Origin of the sequence: Nostoc sp. C052 (assembly GCF_013393905.1) — a bacterium.
Classification (GTDB): Bacteria; Cyanobacteriota; Cyanobacteriia; order Cyanobacteriales; family Nostocaceae; genus Nostoc.
The window spans coordinates 375,088-393,125 of the sequence record NZ_CP040273.1 but is presented as its reverse complement, the minus strand read 5'-3'; the positions used below and the strand labels follow the sequence as shown (position 1 = coordinate 393,125).

Below are 18,038 nucleotides of genomic sequence, written 5' to 3'. Positions count from 1 at the left end.
AGAATTTTCATTTTCTTTTTCGCAAAGCGATCGCTCTTAGAGTAGCGCTTGAGCCATCGTACAGAAATTTGTGTAAAATAGAGACAAAAAGGGAACTTTACGCTAGCACTGTAAGCCATTCATCCCAGATTATTCAATTTTAAGAGCGATCGCTCGGTGGTGAGGAGGATTTAAGCAACAGATACCGTTGTCGAGTACCTTGAGAAACAATAAATTCACAGTTAATGGAATGGTGTAGAGTTTTTAGAATAGAGGGAGGAAACTAGAAAATACTATGACAAACACACCAAACCAACCAAGCCGATTAGAACTTATCGAAGCAATTTTAGTCAGAGTAGCGACACAGCAAGAGGTTAATACAGCCGCTATAGCTGGGCTAACTGCAAAACAGGAAGTAAATACTAATGCCCTTTCTGATCTGACTACAAAACTGAATAATCTTAGTGATAACGTAAATGAACTAACTGAAAATACTAATCGTGTCCTGTCCCGTAGTGCTGTACTGGATGACGTTTTGCTGGAACTGCGTGATAGTCATGAACAGCACCAACAGAATTTTTTAGAGCATCAACGTACTACTAACGCAGCTTTGCACAGTTTAGAAGCTATTCTTTTACAGCTTTTAAGGATATTTCCTCAGCAATAAAAATTTCTATGTAATTTCTCTCTTGCACTAATCAAATGATTGTAGCTACAACCGAATAAATTATTATTTTGTTGTCTGGTGCAAGCTACTCCTAAAACTGTTTTTAATCCACAGGGTACAGAACACTGTTAAAAAAAACATACTGCCTCAAGATTATTCCAGTCTTTATCTAGAATTACGTTTAATCAGCTTTTTTCTCTTCAGTGCTAACTGCTGAAGCCGCTCAATTTCAGTTAGTACATCTTCGGGCTTGGTTTCCATTTCTAAGTCTGCAAGTTCACTGTCTTCATCATTATCAATGCCCATTTTGTCTTGAATCGCATCAAGCATTTGTAATACTCGTGTGACTTCATGCTCTGTCAGTAGTGCAATTTGTAAATTTAAGTTTGTTCGATACTCACTTTCTTCACTCAGACGGTTTTGACTAATTAACACAAATGTTGACAGAAAAATTGCTTCCAGAGATACTACCATTGTCAATAGTCCGTAGGGGAATGGATCGAACGGATGCACGCCGATTCTTCCCGTGTTCAAAACAATCCAAGCTCCAAACCAGACTATATGTACGTAAACAAAAACTATATGTCCTGAAAAAGAGGTAATCATATCCGCAATTCGGTCTTGTAGATTTCGTTTATTAGCAGCCTGAAGTCGAAGGCGAATCAGAGTCCGAATGTTACGCTGTATGATTTTAGACAGTGCTGGATTATTGTCTTCATAATATTCAAATTCATCCTCATTCATGCCACCAAGCTTCATAATTTCGATGTCCTGTAATTAATAGTGCCTTTCAAAAATTAGATTAACTGGACTACTTTGCTTGCTTAAACTCAAAGTCTTGAAGTCGGATTGGATTATAAACTCAAATCTTGAACTTACTGTGCTAAACCTGTTACATTCTTGTGCCAATACATTCCCGTTACAAATCAAAATCAAGGCTGAATGTTTCTCCATCAGAATCTTCTTCTTCCTCCTCTGCAAATGGAGTTGCAGTCCTTGAAGAGAGTTTGTTATCTTCAGTATTAATTGGCGTGAAAGCTACTTGTTGTGTGGGAAATGCACCCTTTCTGAAAGCAAAATAACAATCAATGATAAAGTAAAGCGTCTCCAGGTAACTCTTGCCTAGTTGCTGTGATTCTGCAAATATCCGCTCTCGGTAGCTATCTTTGATCCGAACTTTTTCTGGGGTTAAGTCAAGTTTGTCTGCCATTGCGATCACTTAATAGATGTAGATGCTGGATTCTTGCTGCTGATGGCTTTTGCCATCTCTAAAAGCCCAAAGACATTGGCTTCCACCGGATTGTCGAGAATCTTGAAACCGTTCTTCTCTAACAATTTTTTAAATCCTGGTAAAAGGCAGCCTCCACCTATCGCCCAGATTTCATCACCTTGGTGCTTGGCATCCAATGTGAGATTCACCACTTTCTTCAAGTATTTTTCATACCAATCTTTTAAAGAAGCACTGTATATATCTTTAATATCGATGTCACGGCTGTATCGGGTATGCCCCATTTCCAAACAAAATCGGATTTTGGATGGATCTCCGATTTTCCCGCCATTCAAATGCTTCATCTTTTGGGAGATATCATCGATGAGAACTTCTACACCTATAGGGTAAGCAGTGTGAACTTCTCGTTGACCCCGGTTGTAACGAGAATACAGGGTCGTACCATTGCCAAAGTCTAAAATGGTTAATTTTTTCGGTAGTGGATGTCCAAACAATGCACCCATCCCTTCTAGTACAACTTTCAGCACTTCGATCTTCACGTCTGATTGTTTGCCAGCAAGTATTGGCTGATATTCTCCGTTTAGTACTTTTTGCAATTCTTCAGCCAGACCAACATCATGTAAGCTGACGACTAATTTTAAGTGCCAAGCCTTACGGTGTGGGAGATGTGCCAATGCACCCAACAAAGTCAACAACGCATTATTTACTTTATTTTCATTATTGTCTGTGTTGCGGTCAAAATAATTCCCTGTCCGGTAAGCAGACTCTCCGACTGTGTAAGCAGTGCCGTTAAAAACTACACGCCCTGGAACATCTTCCATCTCGGCATTGGTTATATAGCTCGGCACACGAACTACTTCAAACCCTTCGACTAAAAGTTTGAGACTTCCGTAACCGTTATCGAAACCCGCAGGAAAAATTTTTTGCAACGTGTGAATGTTTGACATAAATACAAAAGTAATACACTTTGAGAAAGTGAAAATTATCTGTTCAAGTGATCTGCAAGGGCAAGAGAAAGAAGAATAAAATAACTTCCCCCTTCTTTCCTAATCTCAAGAGCTTATCATAACCCCTTGGGGGCTAAATGGGGTACAAAATGTTAATCAGTCAAATATACCCCATTTAGCACCTATATATACCCTATATAGGTGTCAAAATATCCCCAAAGTCCCGATCTATTGTTGGGGTATATATAGCCCCCATATAGCCCCCAAAAGGAATTTTTGAAATCTTTTTTATCAACGCAGCAGAAATTAAATTAGATCATCGTTGACTCTTTGATTTATACTTTAATGTCAATTTTTTGTTGAAAAGCAATTCAGTCTTGATCTTTAACTTCTTGCTGAATACGTAACGAGTGGGTCACTACTTGCTAACAGGTTCAGCTTTCTCAACTGAATTATCATTCACACCCAAAGTCAATTTTAGGTTATTCGCATACTTAGCTTGCCAGGTGTAACTGGTGAGTGCTGTAGCTTCATACTGTTCAGCAGTAGTAGTACTGCAACTAGTTAATGTCAGTGCCGTTAGTGCAGTTATTATTGAGGGTAAAAATCTCAGCTTTTGCATTATCAATCGTTAATATCTCTTACTAATCACTCTTGAAGAGGGTGTGTGCCATCATTGCTGCCAAGGTGAAGGAATCGCTGTTGTTGAAACCACTTCTCCTGTACTCAATCTAATCGCCGTTTGCTCACAGTTGGGGCACTTAACCTTAATTTGGATGATTGAAGGTCGCCCGTTATATTCTCCAACTACAGGCTCACCCGTAAATTTACAAAGTATGCCCTGTTGGCAGTTTCTGCACTCAAATATAATCTGCCTCACTGCTTTGTCGCAGTCTATGAATCTTACATGCTGAAACCGCTCTGAATATTCTGAGTTTTCAACATAGGGTTTAGAAGTTCGCTGTCCTTGGGATGGCTGCGACGAGTTATCAGCACTACTGCGATCGCTGAGAAGAGTAATGTTAATCGCCTCCTGTGCATCTTCGGTCAACTCTATTGGCTCATCAGTTACATTTAGTGACTCTCCCTCTGACTGATTAGTGGCGGGGATGTGTTCTGGTTTTGAACTTGGGTGTTTGAGCTTTGGTTGTTGTGGTTTGGGTGGTCGTTTGGTAGATTTCATGATGCCTGCCATAAAACCTTCTTTAATAAACTATCTTAAATGGAAGACACAATAAGAAAGACAAGTAATTATTTGGATCATATATTGATATATGATCTCAACGTCATAATATATGATTCGGAAATAGCACTCAAAGTGAAGCCATGCAAATTCGACTAGCTGTGATTAGCAACGCTGGAGGCAGTGGTAAGACTACACTTTCAGTTCATTTAGCTTACGACCTAGCAAAACGCAAGTACAATGTAGCCCTACTAGACCTCGACCCACAAGGCTCATTAACATTATTCTGTGGTTTGAATCCACCAGAACCAGAACAGACTTTAGCAGGAGTTCTCAAAGATAAATTTGACGGTGTTTGGCCATTAACTCCTTGCTGGAGGCAGTACACCAATAATGTTGTCGTATGCCAAGGGGGAATGGTATTAACCCAAACAGCAGATGAACTTGTGCTACATAAAAGAGGAGCCTACCTTTTAGCCGACTGTTTAACAGATTATCCACTAGTACACGATGTAGTTATTTTTGATTGCCCAGCTACCCTTGGCCCTTTACCTTTAATGGCTCTAGCCGCTTGTACACATATTATTATCCCCGTACAGCTAGAACCAAAATCAATTCAAGGAGCAGCACATTTATTGGAATGGTACTACTATCATTGCAAATACTTGCGTTTAAACCCAACTCCAGAAATTTTAGGATTTGTTCCCAATCAATATGATGTTCGCAGAAGTACTCATAGACAGATGCTTGCAGGATTACCTGAACAGTTGCAACACATGAAGATTCGAGCATTTCCAGCAATCCGTGATAGCGCAGAATTTGTCAATGCCAGTGGTCAAGGTTTACCATTGCATATTTACCGTCCTAGTCATCCTGCTAAGGATGATTTTAAAGAAACTACTTCTCATCTTGTGACTTTAATTGGAAAACCTAAGACAACTAAAAAGACAAAATAATTATGTGCGCTCGTAACACTACTAATCTTACAAATTATTTTTCAGGTGCGAAGCAATCTCAGCAATTATCTGAAGCAGAGCAAGAAATACAGCAATTAAGAGCAGAGATTGAAGAACTTCGTGACAAAAATTCTGGCGAGTTGGAAAGACAATTGGAAGAGTTGCGAACACAACTTCAGTCACAAATAGGTATTTTGTCAATTCCTATCGAGCAAATAGAGCCAAATATAGAACAACCTAGACAAACATTTTTAACTGAAAGTCTTGAATCTATGTCTCGCTCTTTAGCTAGTGATGGACAGTTACAACCAGTTATTCTGATTCAAAGAGAGAATCATCTATTAATATTTGACGGAGAGCGACGCTGGCGCAGTGCTAAAGCTTTAGGTTGGCAAACCTTAGAAGCAGTTATTATTCCAGAACCGACTGGTTTACATCGTAAAGCACTACTAACTTCTCTACATCGAGAAGACCTTAATCCTTTGGATAAAGCCGAGGCGATCGCGCGTGAATTGTCTACAATTATTGGATTAGAACTTCAAGATATTCCGCGTATTCTTTCAACAGTAATACGACGTTTGAATAGTCAAAAACGTATAACATCGCTGGTGGACTTAATAACAGCAGATGCAAAAAAACAAGAACAAGAACTAGAGTCGTTAGATTTAAGCGACTCAGAACGAGCAATCTTAAGCCTACTGTTAGATTTACAGCTAAATCCTGCTTCTATCGATGCCAATATTTTTCCGATGCTATCTTTAGCAGAAGACCTAAAACTTGCTATAAGAGCAGGACTTAAAGGTGTTCATGCATTGGCTCTACAAAAACTTTCCGCAAAAAATTTGGGATTGAGTGAACAAAAAGCAAAATCTATTAGGGAAGAGACTACGCACAAAGTAATAGTAGAAAAGTTGTCTGTTGTTGCTACTCGAAAATTAGTAGCTGAAGTGATAGCATCTGAGTCTAAGCTAGCAGTAACCAAAAATACTAAGAAAAAAGCAGTATCCCAAGCATCTAATCGTTTGCAACAACTCTCTTTAGAGTTGCTCAAGCAAGCTAACCCTGCTGAATTAACAGAATTACAGGAAGTCTTACGTCACAAATTAATAGAAATTGAAAAAGTACTAAAACAAAATTAAAGATTGGTCGCTACCCTCTGCTAACTAATTGTCACTGTTTTAGTAATTAGATGCACGAATATAATGTGGGATAGCGAGTACACCGTTGGCTATACAGTTGAAAATTCGGCTCTGATTTTTATTTTCTTAGAGTGACAAAACAGGGTTATGCTGTACGTAAACGTTGAATGTCCTGAATTGGCGGCGCACCAAACATTCGAGAATATTCACGGCTGAACTGTGAGGGACTTTCATATCCCACTTGGTGAGCAGTAGCAATTGCATCAAAATCTTCAGTTAGCATTAGGCGTCGTGCTTCCAACAGTCTTAGCTGCTTTTGATATTGCATCGGACTCATCGAGGTCACTTGCTTAAAATGCTGGTGAAACGACGAAGCAGACATCTTGACCCGGTTTGCTAAATCCTCGATCCGCAGTGATTGGTTAAACTCCGCCTTGATCAGTTGGATGGCTGACGCAATGCGCTGCATACTGCTGCCGGATGTGGCAATTTGGCGCACGGCTTTACTTTGTTCCCCGACAAGCAGACGGTAATAGAGTTCACGCAGCATCACCGGTGCTAGTATCGGGATGTCTTGCGGTGTTTCTAAGAGCTTGACTAGGCGAAGGACACACTCCATCAACGTAGCATCGGCGTTGCTAACCCATAGACCTCGGACAGAGTTCTCTTGCTTGGCTGAACTAAAACCCATCTGGGCAACCAAATCACACAGTTGCACTAAGTCTAAGCTCAACTTCAGCATTAAACACGGCTTGTCAGGTGTTGCCTCAACCACACATCCACTGATCGGTAGAGCAACCGAAAGGACTTGATATTGCCCTGCGTGGTATGGATATGTTTCCTCACCCAGCAACATTTCTTTCTTGCCTTGAACGATCAGGGTGAAGCGGGGTTCATCAACACTGTAGGTTGCCGAAGACATCGCATCGGAGCGCCCAAAGCTCAATTGATTGATCGCAGTTGAATGCAAACCATTACCCTTGGTGTGCCTGATTAGCAAGGTCGCGAGTTCTTGGTACTGATTCGCAATCACGTCAGAATTAGAAATTTTAATCATGCTATGAACTTGATCGCTCAATGCCTTACTCTTGACAATTATAGAACCACTTAAAACGATTGCTTTGGAGAATTAGGCAATCATCAGCGAGGTTTGTGTATTTCAAGAAAAGCTTTTCAAACTTATGCTGAACTTGTAGCGATCAAAGAAGCGTTCGATTCGGAGAACCTAAGAAATGCAAACCACTTCCCAACCGATGAAAGCAATGGCTGTTGACAAGTTCGGCGGATTTGATAAGCTGACTTTGCACACCTTACCCGTACCTACGGTAGATACGGGCGAAGTTTTGATTCGCGTTGAGGTCGCCGGAGTTGGTGTCTGGGACGTGATGGAGCGTGAAGGTGAACTGGTGTATAACGAAGTTCACTTTCCGCGTGTGCTGGGCGGCGAATGTGCAGGCACGATCACTGCTGTCGGCGATGGTGTCGAGCGTTTCGCCGTTGGCGATCGCGTTTATGCCCAAAGTTTTATGAACGACAAGGGCGGTAGCTATGCAGAATACGTCGTCGTCTCCGAAAAAACGGTCGCGCCGATACCCGATGGCCTTGATATGCTAATGGCAGGCGGATTGCCCATTGCTGGTTTGACGGCGCTAAGTAATTTGAAGGCGCTCTTGACGGGCGATGGAACCAAATTGATCCTGTGGGGCGCGAGCGGTGGCGTCGGTCACGTCGCGCTGCAACTCGCCAAGCGGATGGGCGCGAGCGTTTTCGCCATTGCATCGGGCGCAGACGGTGTGGAGTTGGTCAAGCAGTTGGGTGCTGATGAAGCGGTGGACGGACACGGCGACGACGTTGGGCAACGCGCCCGCGCATTTGCGCCCGATGGCTTCGATGCCGCGTTGGTGCTAGTGGGCAGTGACAACGTTCAATCTACGCTGAGTTTGGTGCGCCAGGGCGGAATCATTGCTTTTCCTAACGGCATAATGCCCGAACCCAAAGCGCCCGACGGTGTGGAACTCAAGAAGGCAAATGCTGACCCGATGTTGTTCGATCAACTCAACCGATTGATCGGCATCGACCAGTTTCAAGTTCACATCGCGCAGACGTTTCCACTCGAAGCGGCGGCGCAGGCGCAATCAGCGATGAAACAGCATTATCTGGGCAAGATCGTGTTGCGTGTGAACGGCCAATAAGAGTGTGAGCATGACTCAACCAGCATCTTTGTGAGTACTGAAAATACAGCCTGAAATAATCCTCCTTTTGACATCGAATAGGCTTCACTCTTTTTACTAAAACTAATTAGCACTCGAAGGAAATAGCAATATGATTCAGCAAACCAATCTAGGGGGCAGCTTCACGCTGCCAAACACGTCGATCGCTCTCAATCGTCTGGGTTACGGTGCAATGCAACTCGCGGGGCCAGGAGTGTTTGGGCCGCCCCATGACGTGGATGCCGCCATTGCGGTTCTCCGTGAGGCGATCGCCCTCGGTGTCAATCACATTGATACTAGCGATTTCTATGGTCCGCACATCACCAATCAAATTATTCGTCAGGCGCTTCACCCCTATCCTGAGAATTTGGTGATTGTCACTAAGGTAGGGGCGCGTCGTCCGGCGGATAAGTCGTGGCAACCTGCTTTCTCGCGGCAAGAGCTGATCACCGCCGTTCACGATAACCTGCAAAATCTTGGTCTTGAGGCGCTAGATATTGTCAATCTCAGAGTTGGAGGTACTCAAGCACCGTCCGAAGGGCCGATCGCAGAACCACTGACCACCCTAGTTGACTTGAAGCGTCAGGGACTCATCCGCCATATCGGACTGAGCAACATTACTCCCCGACAGTTCGAGGAAGCTCAGGCGATGACTGAGATTGTGTGTGTCCAGAACCAGTACAACTTAGCGCATCGCGAAGATGATGCCTTGATCGACGACCTCGCACAGCGCGGTGTGGCGTATGTACCGTTCTTTCCCCTCGGTGGATTCACGCCGTTGCAATCGTCCAAGCTCGATGCCGCTGCAAGCTCTCTTCAGGCGACACCAATGCAGGTCGCGCTAGCATGGCTGCTTCAACGAGCGCCTAACATCCTGCTGATTCCGGGAACGTCATCGGTTGAGCATCTGCGCGAGAATCTCAAAGCCGCAGATTTGCAACTTCCGTCTCAAACAGTCAATGATCTTAACTCGATCGCTGTACCTAACGAATGAGCCAATGACTATCCCAGCTACCAAAGTTCCTGCATTTTCTCCTGGGAAGCTGTTCAAAGAAAAAGTAGCACCATAAATGAATTGCTAGTGGTCAAGCAATCCAATCATTGCAAAGCTGTAGCGTTTGCCCAGGCGCGTTGGCGCAGCCATCGCAGTTCTCAAGGCAGCGTGGGGCAACGGTAGGGGGAACGGAGTGTTGAATTGCAGATGTAAAAAAAGCGCGATCGCTGCACCAATACCTACCTTCGTAATGCCCATTCTCGGAGCGTCTCCTGTCTGAGAAGGGCTATATGTATGGCAACGTGCTTCACTGTAAAAGAATGCGATTGCCCCTGATCAAAGCCGCAACCAATGGCCTGCTCCATTGAACTTCCCAACAGTTGCCACTGAATAAATTAACGGCTTTACCGTTTTTGATAAATCGAATCACGCCCAGCTTTTGCTGCTGCTTCAGCACTATAGTAAATCGGATAGTCGCCAAACACTGTTCCATCGGGGCTAATAATCCGAAACTGCCAGCATGTACCTGGGGTGTAGAATACGACTAAAACACGAGAGTGAATACAGACAACTGAATGAATCTTGGTGGTAGTCATTTTAATGTGCAGTCGCGTTTGCTGAATATTAGTAAAGTAGCCGTTCTCATAATGAGAATAAGTATAAATACGTTTCAAGTGAAACTAACAGATCAAGCCTAGTTATAGACCTTCTGGAAATTTTTTTAACATTAGCACTTTTTACAAGTAACTTAAGTATGAATAATAATCTATCTTAAGTAAGTTTTTGAGAGAAAAAAAGACCCAGATTAAATACCTGGGTCTTTGAGGTTGGGAATCATCCCAAGATTTCAATCACAGCCGCTAGAATAGCTGGGGCTTTGTCTGAAACCGGAATGAATACCCGCTTTTGCCAGTTGATGATCTCGGTGAAGCAACCCACAGCTAAGAGTCGCTCTGCCAGTGAGATAGCATTAACCAGTTCTATGCGAGGTTCTGTGGCAATATAAGAACGCCGTAAAGTAACGCCACCCGGCAACTGCTGTGTATATCTCTCGTTGAGTACCAGCTTCACAAGTTCTTCTGGAGAAAGCAGCTGGTTCCTTAGTCCAAGTTGTTCGCGCACGGTTTGAATATCCTGAGCATTCACCACACGACCGAGAATCTTTTGTCCATCGCTGGTTTGCAACCGGAATACTCGACTATTCTGCTGTGGTAGTATTTTCCAGATGGGTAGGAGAATACCAGTTACCAAATGCAGGTAATCGGTTGTGAACTTAGGCAGTGCGTCTATTTCAGTAGACCAAGCAGCAGCAAACGCATCAATAGAAACTTGCCCCCATGTGGAAGATTCCAAGTCTTGAATTGGTACGCGAGTTTCTTTCTGTGGGCGAATCAGCAAAACTCTTGGGACAACTCCACCCTCAGAGTCGTATATACTATGTGTTGGAATTGACACAGCAGCATTGCCTGACTTGGAGTTGATCATGAGCTTTCCTTGATATTGAGTTGCGAACTCCAACATCTCTTCGGTAGTTTTGATGCGGTTATTTTGGGTGCGTTCTACTTTCAAGTAATTGGTGACACTACCAGTTTGAGCATGAGTATATACAGCTTCCTGGCTCAATACAGTAAACCGTTCAGCCCGTAAAGTTTCCACACCCATCTCATAGACACCAGCCGCGATCGCTGCTTCAATCTGTTGACTTAGCAACAACTCAAAACGCTCGAAAATGATGTTTTGCATATCGATGCGTAAAGCCAGCAGCCGATTAAGGAATTGCCGCAATGGGGGCAAGTCGATCTTCATCCCGCCTTCGTGGGAAGTCAGCGATAAACCCGTCATTTGCTCGAATTTCCCCAAAGACACTTCGTAAAATCGACCTTGAAATATTTGCTTGAACAGTTCGTACAAGGCATACTCTGCATACTGAGATTCAAGGTTATCCTTTGTATCAAATATCCCATTGCCACCCGTCTGCCGTTGACCACGAGTAAGAGCGCCCAAGCTATCCAGCCTTCGGGCAATGGTTGAGATAAAGCGGCGTTCACCGATGACGTTAGTGGTAACAGGTCTGAACACGGGTGCTGATGCTTGGTTTGTGCGATGTGATCGCCCCAACCCCTGGATTGCGTTGTCTGCTCTCCAGCCAGCTTCCAACAAATAATGCGATCGCCGCCGACGATTCGCAGCATTTAGATCGGCATGATAACTTCTGCCTGTCCCACCAGCGTCACTGAAGATGAGGATTTGTTTCTCACCCTGCATAAACGCAGCAGTTTCAGCAATATTCGCCCCACTACCTCGTGAATCAACGAACAAACGCCCTGAATCATCTTTCAAAACTCGCTTGCTACGACCCGTAACTTCAGCCACTTGCTTGTGACCAAAATGCCACAGCAATTGTTCTAATGCACCAGGGATTGGATCAAGACATGCTAACTTATCGACTAAGGCATCTCTCAAGGCTACAGCTTCTTGGGAGATAACTGGAGAACCATCAGCGTCAAAGGCAAGGCAATTATCAAAAATTACAAATATCGATATCAAATACTAAAGCACTTCGACTTATGAATTATCAATTGCGCCCATCAGTTTTAATGCTACACGCTGTGCAGAAGTTAGCCCTGTTACACCTGTGATATTCAACCCTGCACACAATTTGTAATTGATTACCTGTAAACATTTGCCAGTTTTTACCTCCCAAATACGGATGGTTTCATCATTGCTGCTACTGACAATGTGTTGACCGTCTGGGGAAAACCCTACCGATATTACTCTTTCTTGATGTCCTATAAAGGGTTGACCAATCGGATTACCATTTACATCCCATAACCTTACTGTTTTGTCCCAACTTCCACTAACAATTTGTCGTCCGCAGGGAGAAAATGCTACTGAATAAACTTCTCTATCATGACCTATAAAAGGTTGACCAATCGGATTACCATTTACATCCCATAACCTTACTGTTTTGTCCCAACTTCCACTAACAATTTGTCGTCCGCAGGGAGAAAATGCTACTGAATAAACTTCTCTGCGATGACCCATGAAAGGTTGAGCAATTGGACTACCATTCACATCCCATAGCCGTATGGTCGTATCTGCACTACTAGTAACAATTCGCTGGCCATCCGGGGAAAATGCCACTGATAAAATTGCAGAATTATGTCCGACAAAGGGTTGACCAATGAGAGTACCATTTAAATCCCAAAGCCGGACTGTTTTATCCCAACTGCCACTAACAATTAGTTGACCGTTAGGAGAAAAAGCTACAGACCTTACTACATCTTCATGTCCGACAAAGGGTTGACCAATGAGAGTACCATTTAAATCCCAAAGCCGCAGTGTTTTGTCATCACTACCACTAACAATTAGCTGACCGTTAGGAGAAAAGACCACAGACCTAACCACATTTTCATGCCCAATGAAGGGTTGTCCAACAGGATTACCATTCAAATCCCACAGACGCACAGTTTTATCTTTACTTCCGGCAACAATGCGCTGACCATTAGGCGAAAATCCAACTTCCCAGACAATCAAATCATAACCAACAAAGGATTGACCAAGGGAATTACCATCTAAATCCCATAATCGCACTGTATTGTCCCAACCACCAGTAACAATATTCTGACCATCTGGAGAAAATGTCACTGTTCTAAGTATCTCTTCATGCCCAATGAAAGGTTGTCCAACAGGATTACCATTCAAATCCCACAATCGCGCTGTCTTATCATTGCTGACACTAGCAATAAGTTTACCGTTGGGGGAAAACGCTACTGAATAGACTCCCTTTTCATGGCCGATAAAGGGTTGACCAATGGACTGACCATTAATATCCCACAACCGTAATGTTCCATCTCCGCTACCACTGATTATGCACTGACCGTTGGGGGAGAACTTCACGGAATAAATTGCATTTTCATGGCCGATAAAGGGTTGACCAATCAAATTACCGTTTAAATCCCACAATCGTAATGTTTTGTCATCACTGCCACTGATGATGTATTGGCTGTCGGGAGAAAATGCTACTGAATTGACTGCATCTTCGTGTCCGATAAAAGGTTGACTGATTAAACTACCATTTAAATTCCATAATCGTATGGTTTTGTCCTGACTGCTACTAGCGATGAATTGACCATCGGAAGAAAATGTTACTGATATAACCAAATCATCATGTCCGATAAAAGGTTGACCGATTAAATTACCATTTAAATCCCAAAGCCTTAAAGTCTGGTCAAGACTGCCACTGATAATGAACTGACCATCTGGGGAAAATGCCACTGACATGACACTAAACTCATGCCCTTGGAGGAACAGTAAAAGCTTTCCAGATGATGTTTCCCAAACTTGTACAGTACCCTTTCCATCTCCAATCACCAGTTTTTTGCCATCTGGGCTAAAAGCTATCGACCAGACAGTTCCTAGCACTGGAGAAAATAAAGAGTTGGTGAGATCCGCTCCCATCAAATTTATCCACCGCAAGCTGGCATTAGCAAAGTTTACGTCTGTAATGACAGTATCGCAAAGGTCGCATTTCTCTAGCCCGTAAGGATTTGCCTCCAATAGCAATTTCGCTAAATTTCCACCTGTACAGCCTACCTTAGCCTGGGTTTTACCACGAGTTAAGTGAATTAGTGACAGTAACTGTTGTTGAAATAATTGCTTATCTAACATAGGCATGGCTAAATCTAGCGTAGCCTTTGCCAAGGGAGCCTTACCCAAATAATTATATAATCTCTCTAAAGATGCGTTGGTAAATGACTTTAGTGGTGCTATTGCAAGAGGTTGCCCATCTTCTTTGCATAGTCGGTGAAAATATTCCGACCAAGTGTAATCCCGTGCTAGAAGAGTATTGTCCAAACAGGACTGTGTTTGAGCTATTTCTGTAAAGTCAGAAGCTAAAACACCTAACTCTGCAACTAGCTTGTATGCAGCAAAAAACTCCAGCAATGAACGATGGGCTGGGCTGTAGTCACCTTCGGCATTACGAATCAGCATTGTCTGCCCCATCATGTCATAATGCCAGTAGTCCAAATTCTTTTCTTCCTGAACTACAAAACCAAATAAACTCCGAATGCGGTCTGGAAATTCTTTGTAGTTCATGCTCATCTTGTCTGTAGAAAGCATTTCCCACGACAGTTCACATAGAAAGTAGAGTTTGTCTGCCAATGAAGTAAAAGTGCGTTCGGCTTTGATATCCCTCTCCATCTTGTGCCGCACAGCATATAAATATACCCGTGATATATCAACTGGCTTACCCGCCTCAATTTCTGGCAAGGCTTCTATAATAAGTTCTGTCATTACGGGACGACGTGCTAAATCCCGCAGTGTCGAATTATTCATTACTCTTTTTACAGTCTCTGGTTCAGTACGAAACGCTAGTACCTGCCGAATTTGCTCGTCATCAAATTTTTCTAATTCCAGTACTTCAAAGCGCGGTGTTTCTAAAGGCAAGTTGATTGTAGATGCTTGCAGTTCTGCACTTAGCAAAGCTCTGCCTTGTTTGGCTTCTGGGAAATGTTCGGTGCGACAGGTAAGAATTACCTTTGCCCCTGGTACTACTACTTTGGCTAGTTCCCAGAAGTTGTTAATCATTTGTTGGCGATTTACTCTGGCTGCCATTTCATCAAAACCATCGAAAATCAACAGCACTTTACCCATGCGGTTGAGTTGTTCAAAAGCAGAATAACCAGGCAGTGGAATTTCATGCTTACGAAAAAAGAACTCCGAAAATAGCGATTCTACACTGACTGCTTTTGCATAATCCCGTAAAGGAATAACTAACGGCAAACGTGGACGTTCTACTCCCCGGCGTTGAGCATCACGATAGCGTTGCAGAGCAGTCCAGGCATAATGCAATCCAAACCAAGTTTTACCAGTACCAAATTCACCAAGAATGGACAGGTGTTCTTTAGCAGGATCATCAAGCCAGCGATCAACATAACCATCAATCCAACCATCAGTCTCACCATAACAGCTAATGCCCATTTTCTGCTTTGAGATGGGATCAAATTCCTCTTTGGTACAAGTTAAGGGTACATAGGTGCGGTCAATTCCTCGTTGCTTAATTTCATCTTCCAGCCAGTTGAGATAGCCGCTAAAATCGGCATCTCGATCCAGCAACTCATCAAGGGTATAGCAAAACAATTCCTGGTTTTCCTGCTTGCTCACTTCATCTTTAGCAGCTCGACTAACACGGCGGTTTGTAATGAGCCAACCTATATCTGTTCTTTGAGAATTGACTGACTTTCGCAAGGCGGCAACATCTTTCATTTCAGCTTCTCCTGTGATGCCGCGTACCAAAATTCGGTTATAACGCTTGCGTCCTATGGGATTAATAATATTAATAATCCACTCAAAATAAGTTTCGTTGTTAATTTCATACTGTTCAAAGTCATAGCGTAAAGCAGTAAACCAAGCTCGTAACTGTTCTGCTAATTTAGCTGTTTTATTTCGTTGATTGGCAGTTGGTGCAGCAGCTTGAATATCTTGTTTATTGGTTATTTCTGTTTTGCAAATGATATTAATACACCCCAAGTTATTAGAGATGAATTTTTGGGATGCGGTTTTTAATTCTTCTCGCAAGAATGCCACTAATGTTTCGTTCGTAACCCATTGGTTAGATACATTAGCCAAGTTAAATCCTCGCAAAATTGCGTTAGTTAATACACTACTTACTCCACCCACGTTTTCATAGGCTGGCTCAAATTCTCTGGAAGCAGCAATGAAACAGCGATCGCGTGTATTGCCACGTTCACCTGGATCAGCTTCGGTAAAATTGAGGAGTTCACCACTAAAACAACAGTCTAACCAAATAATTTGCTGTCTTACTGGGCTTTCTTTTAATAACTCGCGTAACCACTTTAAGCTTAGTCCCCAGTTTCCGGCATCAGGATTAGTATCACTGGTAGCTAGAAAACCTTCTTTAATTCGCCGACCTGTGCGAAGACCATGCCCAGAAAAATAAAACAGGGCTGAATCAGGAATGCTCTGACCTTCGGGATAAAATAATTCTTCTAAAGCATCCTTTAAATCTGCCAGCTTGACTTCCTGTTTTGGTGAGATTCGTGGTGCATTATCTTCAAACGGATCTAGGAATTGCGGCAATCGTTTGACATGAAAGTTTCCAGCTTCACTCAGTCGCTTGGCGATCATTTCTGCATCTAATGCAGGTGATCGCAAAGTTGACAATCCTGAAAAATTGTACTGATTAATGCCAACAACTAAAGCATCTCTACTCATTAATATGCGACTTTTTAGTGAAATTCTGGAAAATTATTCATATTTTAGCTAGTTTTTTATTCTACGCATCTTTTCCCAGACAATAACTAAGTAAACTTTCTTTGCTAAATATCTCCATTCAAAACAATCACTTGTCTTTTAGTGGTGTAAATATTGGGTTGTCCCGATCGGAACCCCGCAACAAATAATTCGTTAATTGCTTGCCAAACTCTTGTTCTTGCTTAGGATTTATCGGTATGGGCCAGCGAAGGAATTTATAAAGTTCTAAGCGATATAAATCAAAAGCGGATTCCAGCAAGCTACAGTAAACACTTGCGGCATCAACTGCCCAGTAATAAGCAAATATAACTCCGAATAACCCAATAGGAACAGCCCACCAAGCCCAAACAACCCAGACGATAAATAGCAAACTCCAAAGCCAAAAACGGGCTGCTGTGTTCAAACTTGACCTTGCTTCCTGTAGTTCTTTCTTGACTCCATCGGGTAATACTAACCAAAGGCGAGACCAGCAAATTACGGCATCGAGTCCATACTTATCGTAAGGGCGGCTTTCAGCTGCTCTGAGAATATTGCCTAACTTTGTAGGCATTAATCTATCAAGCTGAGATGGAAACTGCATAAGTTGTCCATCTAGCATGACATATTCGGCTAATTCCTCGTTAGTCAGAACTTGTTTATTTTGTTTATCAGCCAGAGCTTGCCATCGCTTATCTTTTCGTTTAAAGTCTTGCTCTTGTCGGTGTATCATCCAACGTCTTAAAGGCTGTAACCAAGCAAACCAATAGCCTTCTAAAAATCTCAAAACAGGTAAATCAAACCTTTGAACTACAAAAGCTGAGACAGCAATTATTAGTAAACCACTTACCAGAACAGCAATTAGCAAAGATTCTGGTTGCTGTTTGAACCAATCTTCCAAGTGTTTTCGACCAAAACGCCAAACCCAAGCAAGTAGTCCCCCTAGCCAAAAGACAAAGGCTGGTGTCAGTATATTTGCAGCCCAGTTTTCTGCTAGTTTTCCACCAAGACTTTCTAAAAATTTGGTTGGCATATATTTTTAGTGAGTTGCAGGTGTTAACTCTACACCATGAGTAGGACAGGTTGGAATTGCTACCCCAGTAACTCGGCGATACCAAACGTAGTCTCCTTGAGGGCAGATATACTTTTGACTAGATATTGCTTGACCTTGACCTGGAAGCGGCTCAAAACCTTTTGATACTTGTTTCTCACTCAGAAACTCTGCTATCCAATTGCGTGTATCTGGGTAACTTTTTAGGATTTCTAAAATCTGCTGTTCTGCTGGTTGCCCTGCTTGAGCTTGCGCTAAAAGTTCAGCCAATTGGTTATCTACTTGAACCGCATCATTTCCTAAAAGTTCTCCCAAATAAGGACGAATCGACCGACAACCCTCTAGAACGTCTTCAGGTTCAAACACCACAACTGAAACCTCATGATGTAGAGTTAATAACTATTTTTCTAGTTATACACTGAGATAGACA

At 42.8% G+C, this 18,038-nt stretch carries 17 protein-coding genes and 1 pseudogene; 6 read left to right on the top strand and 12 right to left on the bottom strand.

Annotation, left to right across the window (positions count from 1 at the left end):
- Positions 1-274: 274 nt before the first annotated feature.
- Positions 275-646, top strand: coding sequence for a hypothetical protein (locus FD723_RS34010; protein WP_179069651.1), 372 nt, complete (start codon positions 275-277; stop codon positions 644-646).
- A gap of 165 nt (positions 647-811) precedes the next feature.
- On the opposite strand, the gene FD723_RS34005 is transcribed toward FD723_RS34010, so the two are convergent.
- From FD723_RS34005 to FD723_RS33985, 5 genes are all read right to left on the bottom strand, one after another.
- Positions 812-1,405, bottom strand: a complete 594-nt coding sequence (locus FD723_RS34005) for a DUF1003 domain-containing protein (RefSeq protein ID WP_179069650.1) — start codon at positions 1,403-1,405, stop codon at positions 812-814.
- Positions 1,406-1,565: 160 nt separating this feature from the next.
- Positions 1,566-1,856, bottom strand: coding sequence for a hypothetical protein (locus FD723_RS34000; RefSeq protein WP_179069649.1), 291 nt, complete (start codon positions 1,854-1,856; stop codon positions 1,566-1,568).
- A 5-nt stretch (positions 1,857-1,861) separates the two neighbouring features.
- Entirely contained in the window at positions 1,862-2,821 is a 960-nt protein-coding gene (locus FD723_RS33995; RefSeq protein ID WP_179069648.1) for a ParM/StbA family protein, read from the bottom strand.
- A gap of 418 nt (positions 2,822-3,239) precedes the next feature.
- Positions 3,240-3,443: a hypothetical protein gene (locus FD723_RS33990; protein ID WP_179069359.1), complete on the bottom strand. Its 204-nt coding sequence runs from the start codon at positions 3,441-3,443 to the stop codon at positions 3,240-3,242.
- A 51-nt stretch (positions 3,444-3,494) separates the two neighbouring features.
- Positions 3,495-4,016, bottom strand: coding sequence for a hypothetical protein (locus FD723_RS33985; protein ID WP_179069647.1), 522 nt, complete (start codon positions 4,014-4,016; stop codon positions 3,495-3,497).
- Between the two features lie 131 nt (positions 4,017-4,147).
- Between FD723_RS33985 and FD723_RS33980 the strand changes: the two genes are divergently transcribed.
- Complete coding sequence (locus tag FD723_RS33980; protein ID WP_179069646.1) at positions 4,148-4,960, top strand: ParA family protein; 813 nt, start codon at positions 4,148-4,150, stop codon at positions 4,958-4,960.
- Positions 4,961-4,962: 2 nt separating this feature from the next.
- Positions 4,963-6,099 carry a ParB/RepB/Spo0J family partition protein gene (locus FD723_RS33975; RefSeq protein WP_179069645.1) on the top strand — a complete coding sequence of 379 codons (1,137 nt, stop codon included), beginning with the start codon at positions 4,963-4,965 and terminating at the stop codon, positions 6,097-6,099.
- Positions 6,100-6,244: 145 nt separating this feature from the next.
- Here FD723_RS33975 and FD723_RS33970 read toward each other — a convergent pair whose 3' ends face one another.
- On the bottom strand, positions 6,245-7,156 hold the full coding sequence (locus FD723_RS33970) for an AraC family transcriptional regulator (RefSeq protein WP_179069784.1): 912 nt from the start codon (positions 7,154-7,156) through the stop codon (positions 6,245-6,247).
- A 175-nt stretch (positions 7,157-7,331) separates the two neighbouring features.
- Here FD723_RS33970 and FD723_RS33965 point away from each other — a divergent pair, with 175 nt between their 5' ends.
- From FD723_RS33965 to FD723_RS33955, 3 genes and pseudogenes are all read left to right on the top strand, one after another.
- Positions 7,332-8,291, top strand: a complete 960-nt coding sequence (locus FD723_RS33965) for an NADP-dependent oxidoreductase (RefSeq protein ID WP_256875250.1) — start codon at positions 7,332-7,334, stop codon at positions 8,289-8,291.
- Positions 8,292-8,421: 130 nt separating this feature from the next.
- Positions 8,422-9,303, top strand: a complete 882-nt coding sequence (locus FD723_RS33960; RefSeq protein WP_179069644.1) for an aldo/keto reductase family oxidoreductase — start codon at positions 8,422-8,424, stop codon at positions 9,301-9,303.
- Positions 9,296-9,379, top strand: a pseudogene (locus FD723_RS33955) (HU family DNA-binding protein); the annotation flags it as partial. The gene FD723_RS33960 and the pseudogene FD723_RS33955, both read left to right, overlap by 8 nt.
- An 8-nt stretch (positions 9,380-9,387) precedes the next feature.
- Here FD723_RS33955 and FD723_RS33950 read toward each other — a convergent pair.
- The 6 genes from FD723_RS33950 to FD723_RS33925 all read right to left on the bottom strand — a co-directional run bounded on the left by FD723_RS33950 (position 9,388) and on the right by FD723_RS33925 (position 17,977).
- Entirely contained in the window at positions 9,388-9,561 is a 174-nt protein-coding gene (locus FD723_RS33950) for a hypothetical protein (protein WP_179069643.1), read from the bottom strand.
- 146 nt (positions 9,562-9,707) lie between these two features.
- Positions 9,708-9,899, bottom strand: coding sequence for a hypothetical protein (locus FD723_RS33945; protein ID WP_179069642.1), 192 nt, complete (start codon positions 9,897-9,899; stop codon positions 9,708-9,710).
- A gap of 238 nt (positions 9,900-10,137) precedes the next feature.
- On the bottom strand, positions 10,138-11,850 hold the full coding sequence (locus FD723_RS33940) for a strawberry notch C-terminal domain-containing protein (RefSeq protein ID WP_256875249.1): 1,713 nt from the start codon (positions 11,848-11,850) through the stop codon (positions 10,138-10,140).
- Between the two features lie 18 nt (positions 11,851-11,868).
- Positions 11,869-16,542, bottom strand: a complete 4,674-nt coding sequence (locus FD723_RS33935; RefSeq protein ID WP_179069641.1) for a caspase family protein — start codon at positions 16,540-16,542, stop codon at positions 11,869-11,871.
- A 127-nt stretch (positions 16,543-16,669) separates the two neighbouring features.
- Complete coding sequence (locus tag FD723_RS33930) at positions 16,670-17,590, bottom strand: hypothetical protein (RefSeq protein WP_179069640.1); 921 nt, start codon at positions 17,588-17,590, stop codon at positions 16,670-16,672.
- A gap of 6 nt (positions 17,591-17,596) precedes the next feature.
- Entirely contained in the window at positions 17,597-17,977 is a 381-nt protein-coding gene (locus tag FD723_RS33925; RefSeq protein ID WP_179069639.1) for a hypothetical protein, read from the bottom strand.
- Between the last annotated feature and the right edge of the window lie 61 nt (positions 17,978-18,038).

Excerpts from the sequence above, each read along its gene's own strand:
- FD723_RS34010 (WP_179069651.1), top strand. The coding sequence starts at position 275 with ATGACAAACACACCAAACCAACCAAGCCGATTAGAACTTATCGAAGCA.
- FD723_RS34005 (WP_179069650.1), bottom strand. The coding sequence starts at position 1,405 with ATGAAGCTTGGTGGCATGAATGAGGATGAATTTGAATATTATGAAGAC.
- FD723_RS34000 (WP_179069649.1), bottom strand. The coding sequence starts at position 1,856 with ATGGCAGACAAACTTGACTTAACCCCAGAAAAAGTTCGGATCAAAGAT.
- FD723_RS33995 (WP_179069648.1), bottom strand. The coding sequence starts at position 2,821 with ATGTCAAACATTCACACGTTGCAAAAAATTTTTCCTGCGGGTTTCGAT.
- FD723_RS33990 (WP_179069359.1), bottom strand. The coding sequence starts at position 3,443 with ATGCAAAAGCTGAGATTTTTACCCTCAATAATAACTGCACTAACGGCA.
- FD723_RS33985 (WP_179069647.1), bottom strand. The coding sequence starts at position 4,016 with ATGGCAGGCATCATGAAATCTACCAAACGACCACCCAAACCACAACAA.
- FD723_RS33980 (WP_179069646.1), top strand. The coding sequence starts at position 4,148 with ATGCAAATTCGACTAGCTGTGATTAGCAACGCTGGAGGCAGTGGTAAG.
- FD723_RS33975 (WP_179069645.1), top strand. The coding sequence starts at position 4,963 with ATGTGCGCTCGTAACACTACTAATCTTACAAATTATTTTTCAGGTGCG.
- FD723_RS33970 (WP_179069784.1), bottom strand. The coding sequence starts at position 7,156 with ATGATTAAAATTTCTAATTCTGACGTGATTGCGAATCAGTACCAAGAA.
- FD723_RS33965 (WP_256875250.1), top strand. The coding sequence starts at position 7,332 with ATGCAAACCACTTCCCAACCGATGAAAGCAATGGCTGTTGACAAGTTC.
- FD723_RS33960 (WP_179069644.1), top strand. The coding sequence starts at position 8,422 with ATGATTCAGCAAACCAATCTAGGGGGCAGCTTCACGCTGCCAAACACG.
- FD723_RS33950 (WP_179069643.1), bottom strand. The coding sequence starts at position 9,561 with ATGGGCATTACGAAGGTAGGTATTGGTGCAGCGATCGCGCTTTTTTTA.
- FD723_RS33945 (WP_179069642.1), bottom strand. The coding sequence starts at position 9,899 with ATGACTACCACCAAGATTCATTCAGTTGTCTGTATTCACTCTCGTGTT.
- FD723_RS33935 (WP_179069641.1), bottom strand. The coding sequence starts at position 16,542 with ATGAGTAGAGATGCTTTAGTTGTTGGCATTAATCAGTACAATTTTTCA.
- FD723_RS33930 (WP_179069640.1), bottom strand. The coding sequence starts at position 17,590 with ATGCCAACCAAATTTTTAGAAAGTCTTGGTGGAAAACTAGCAGAAAAC.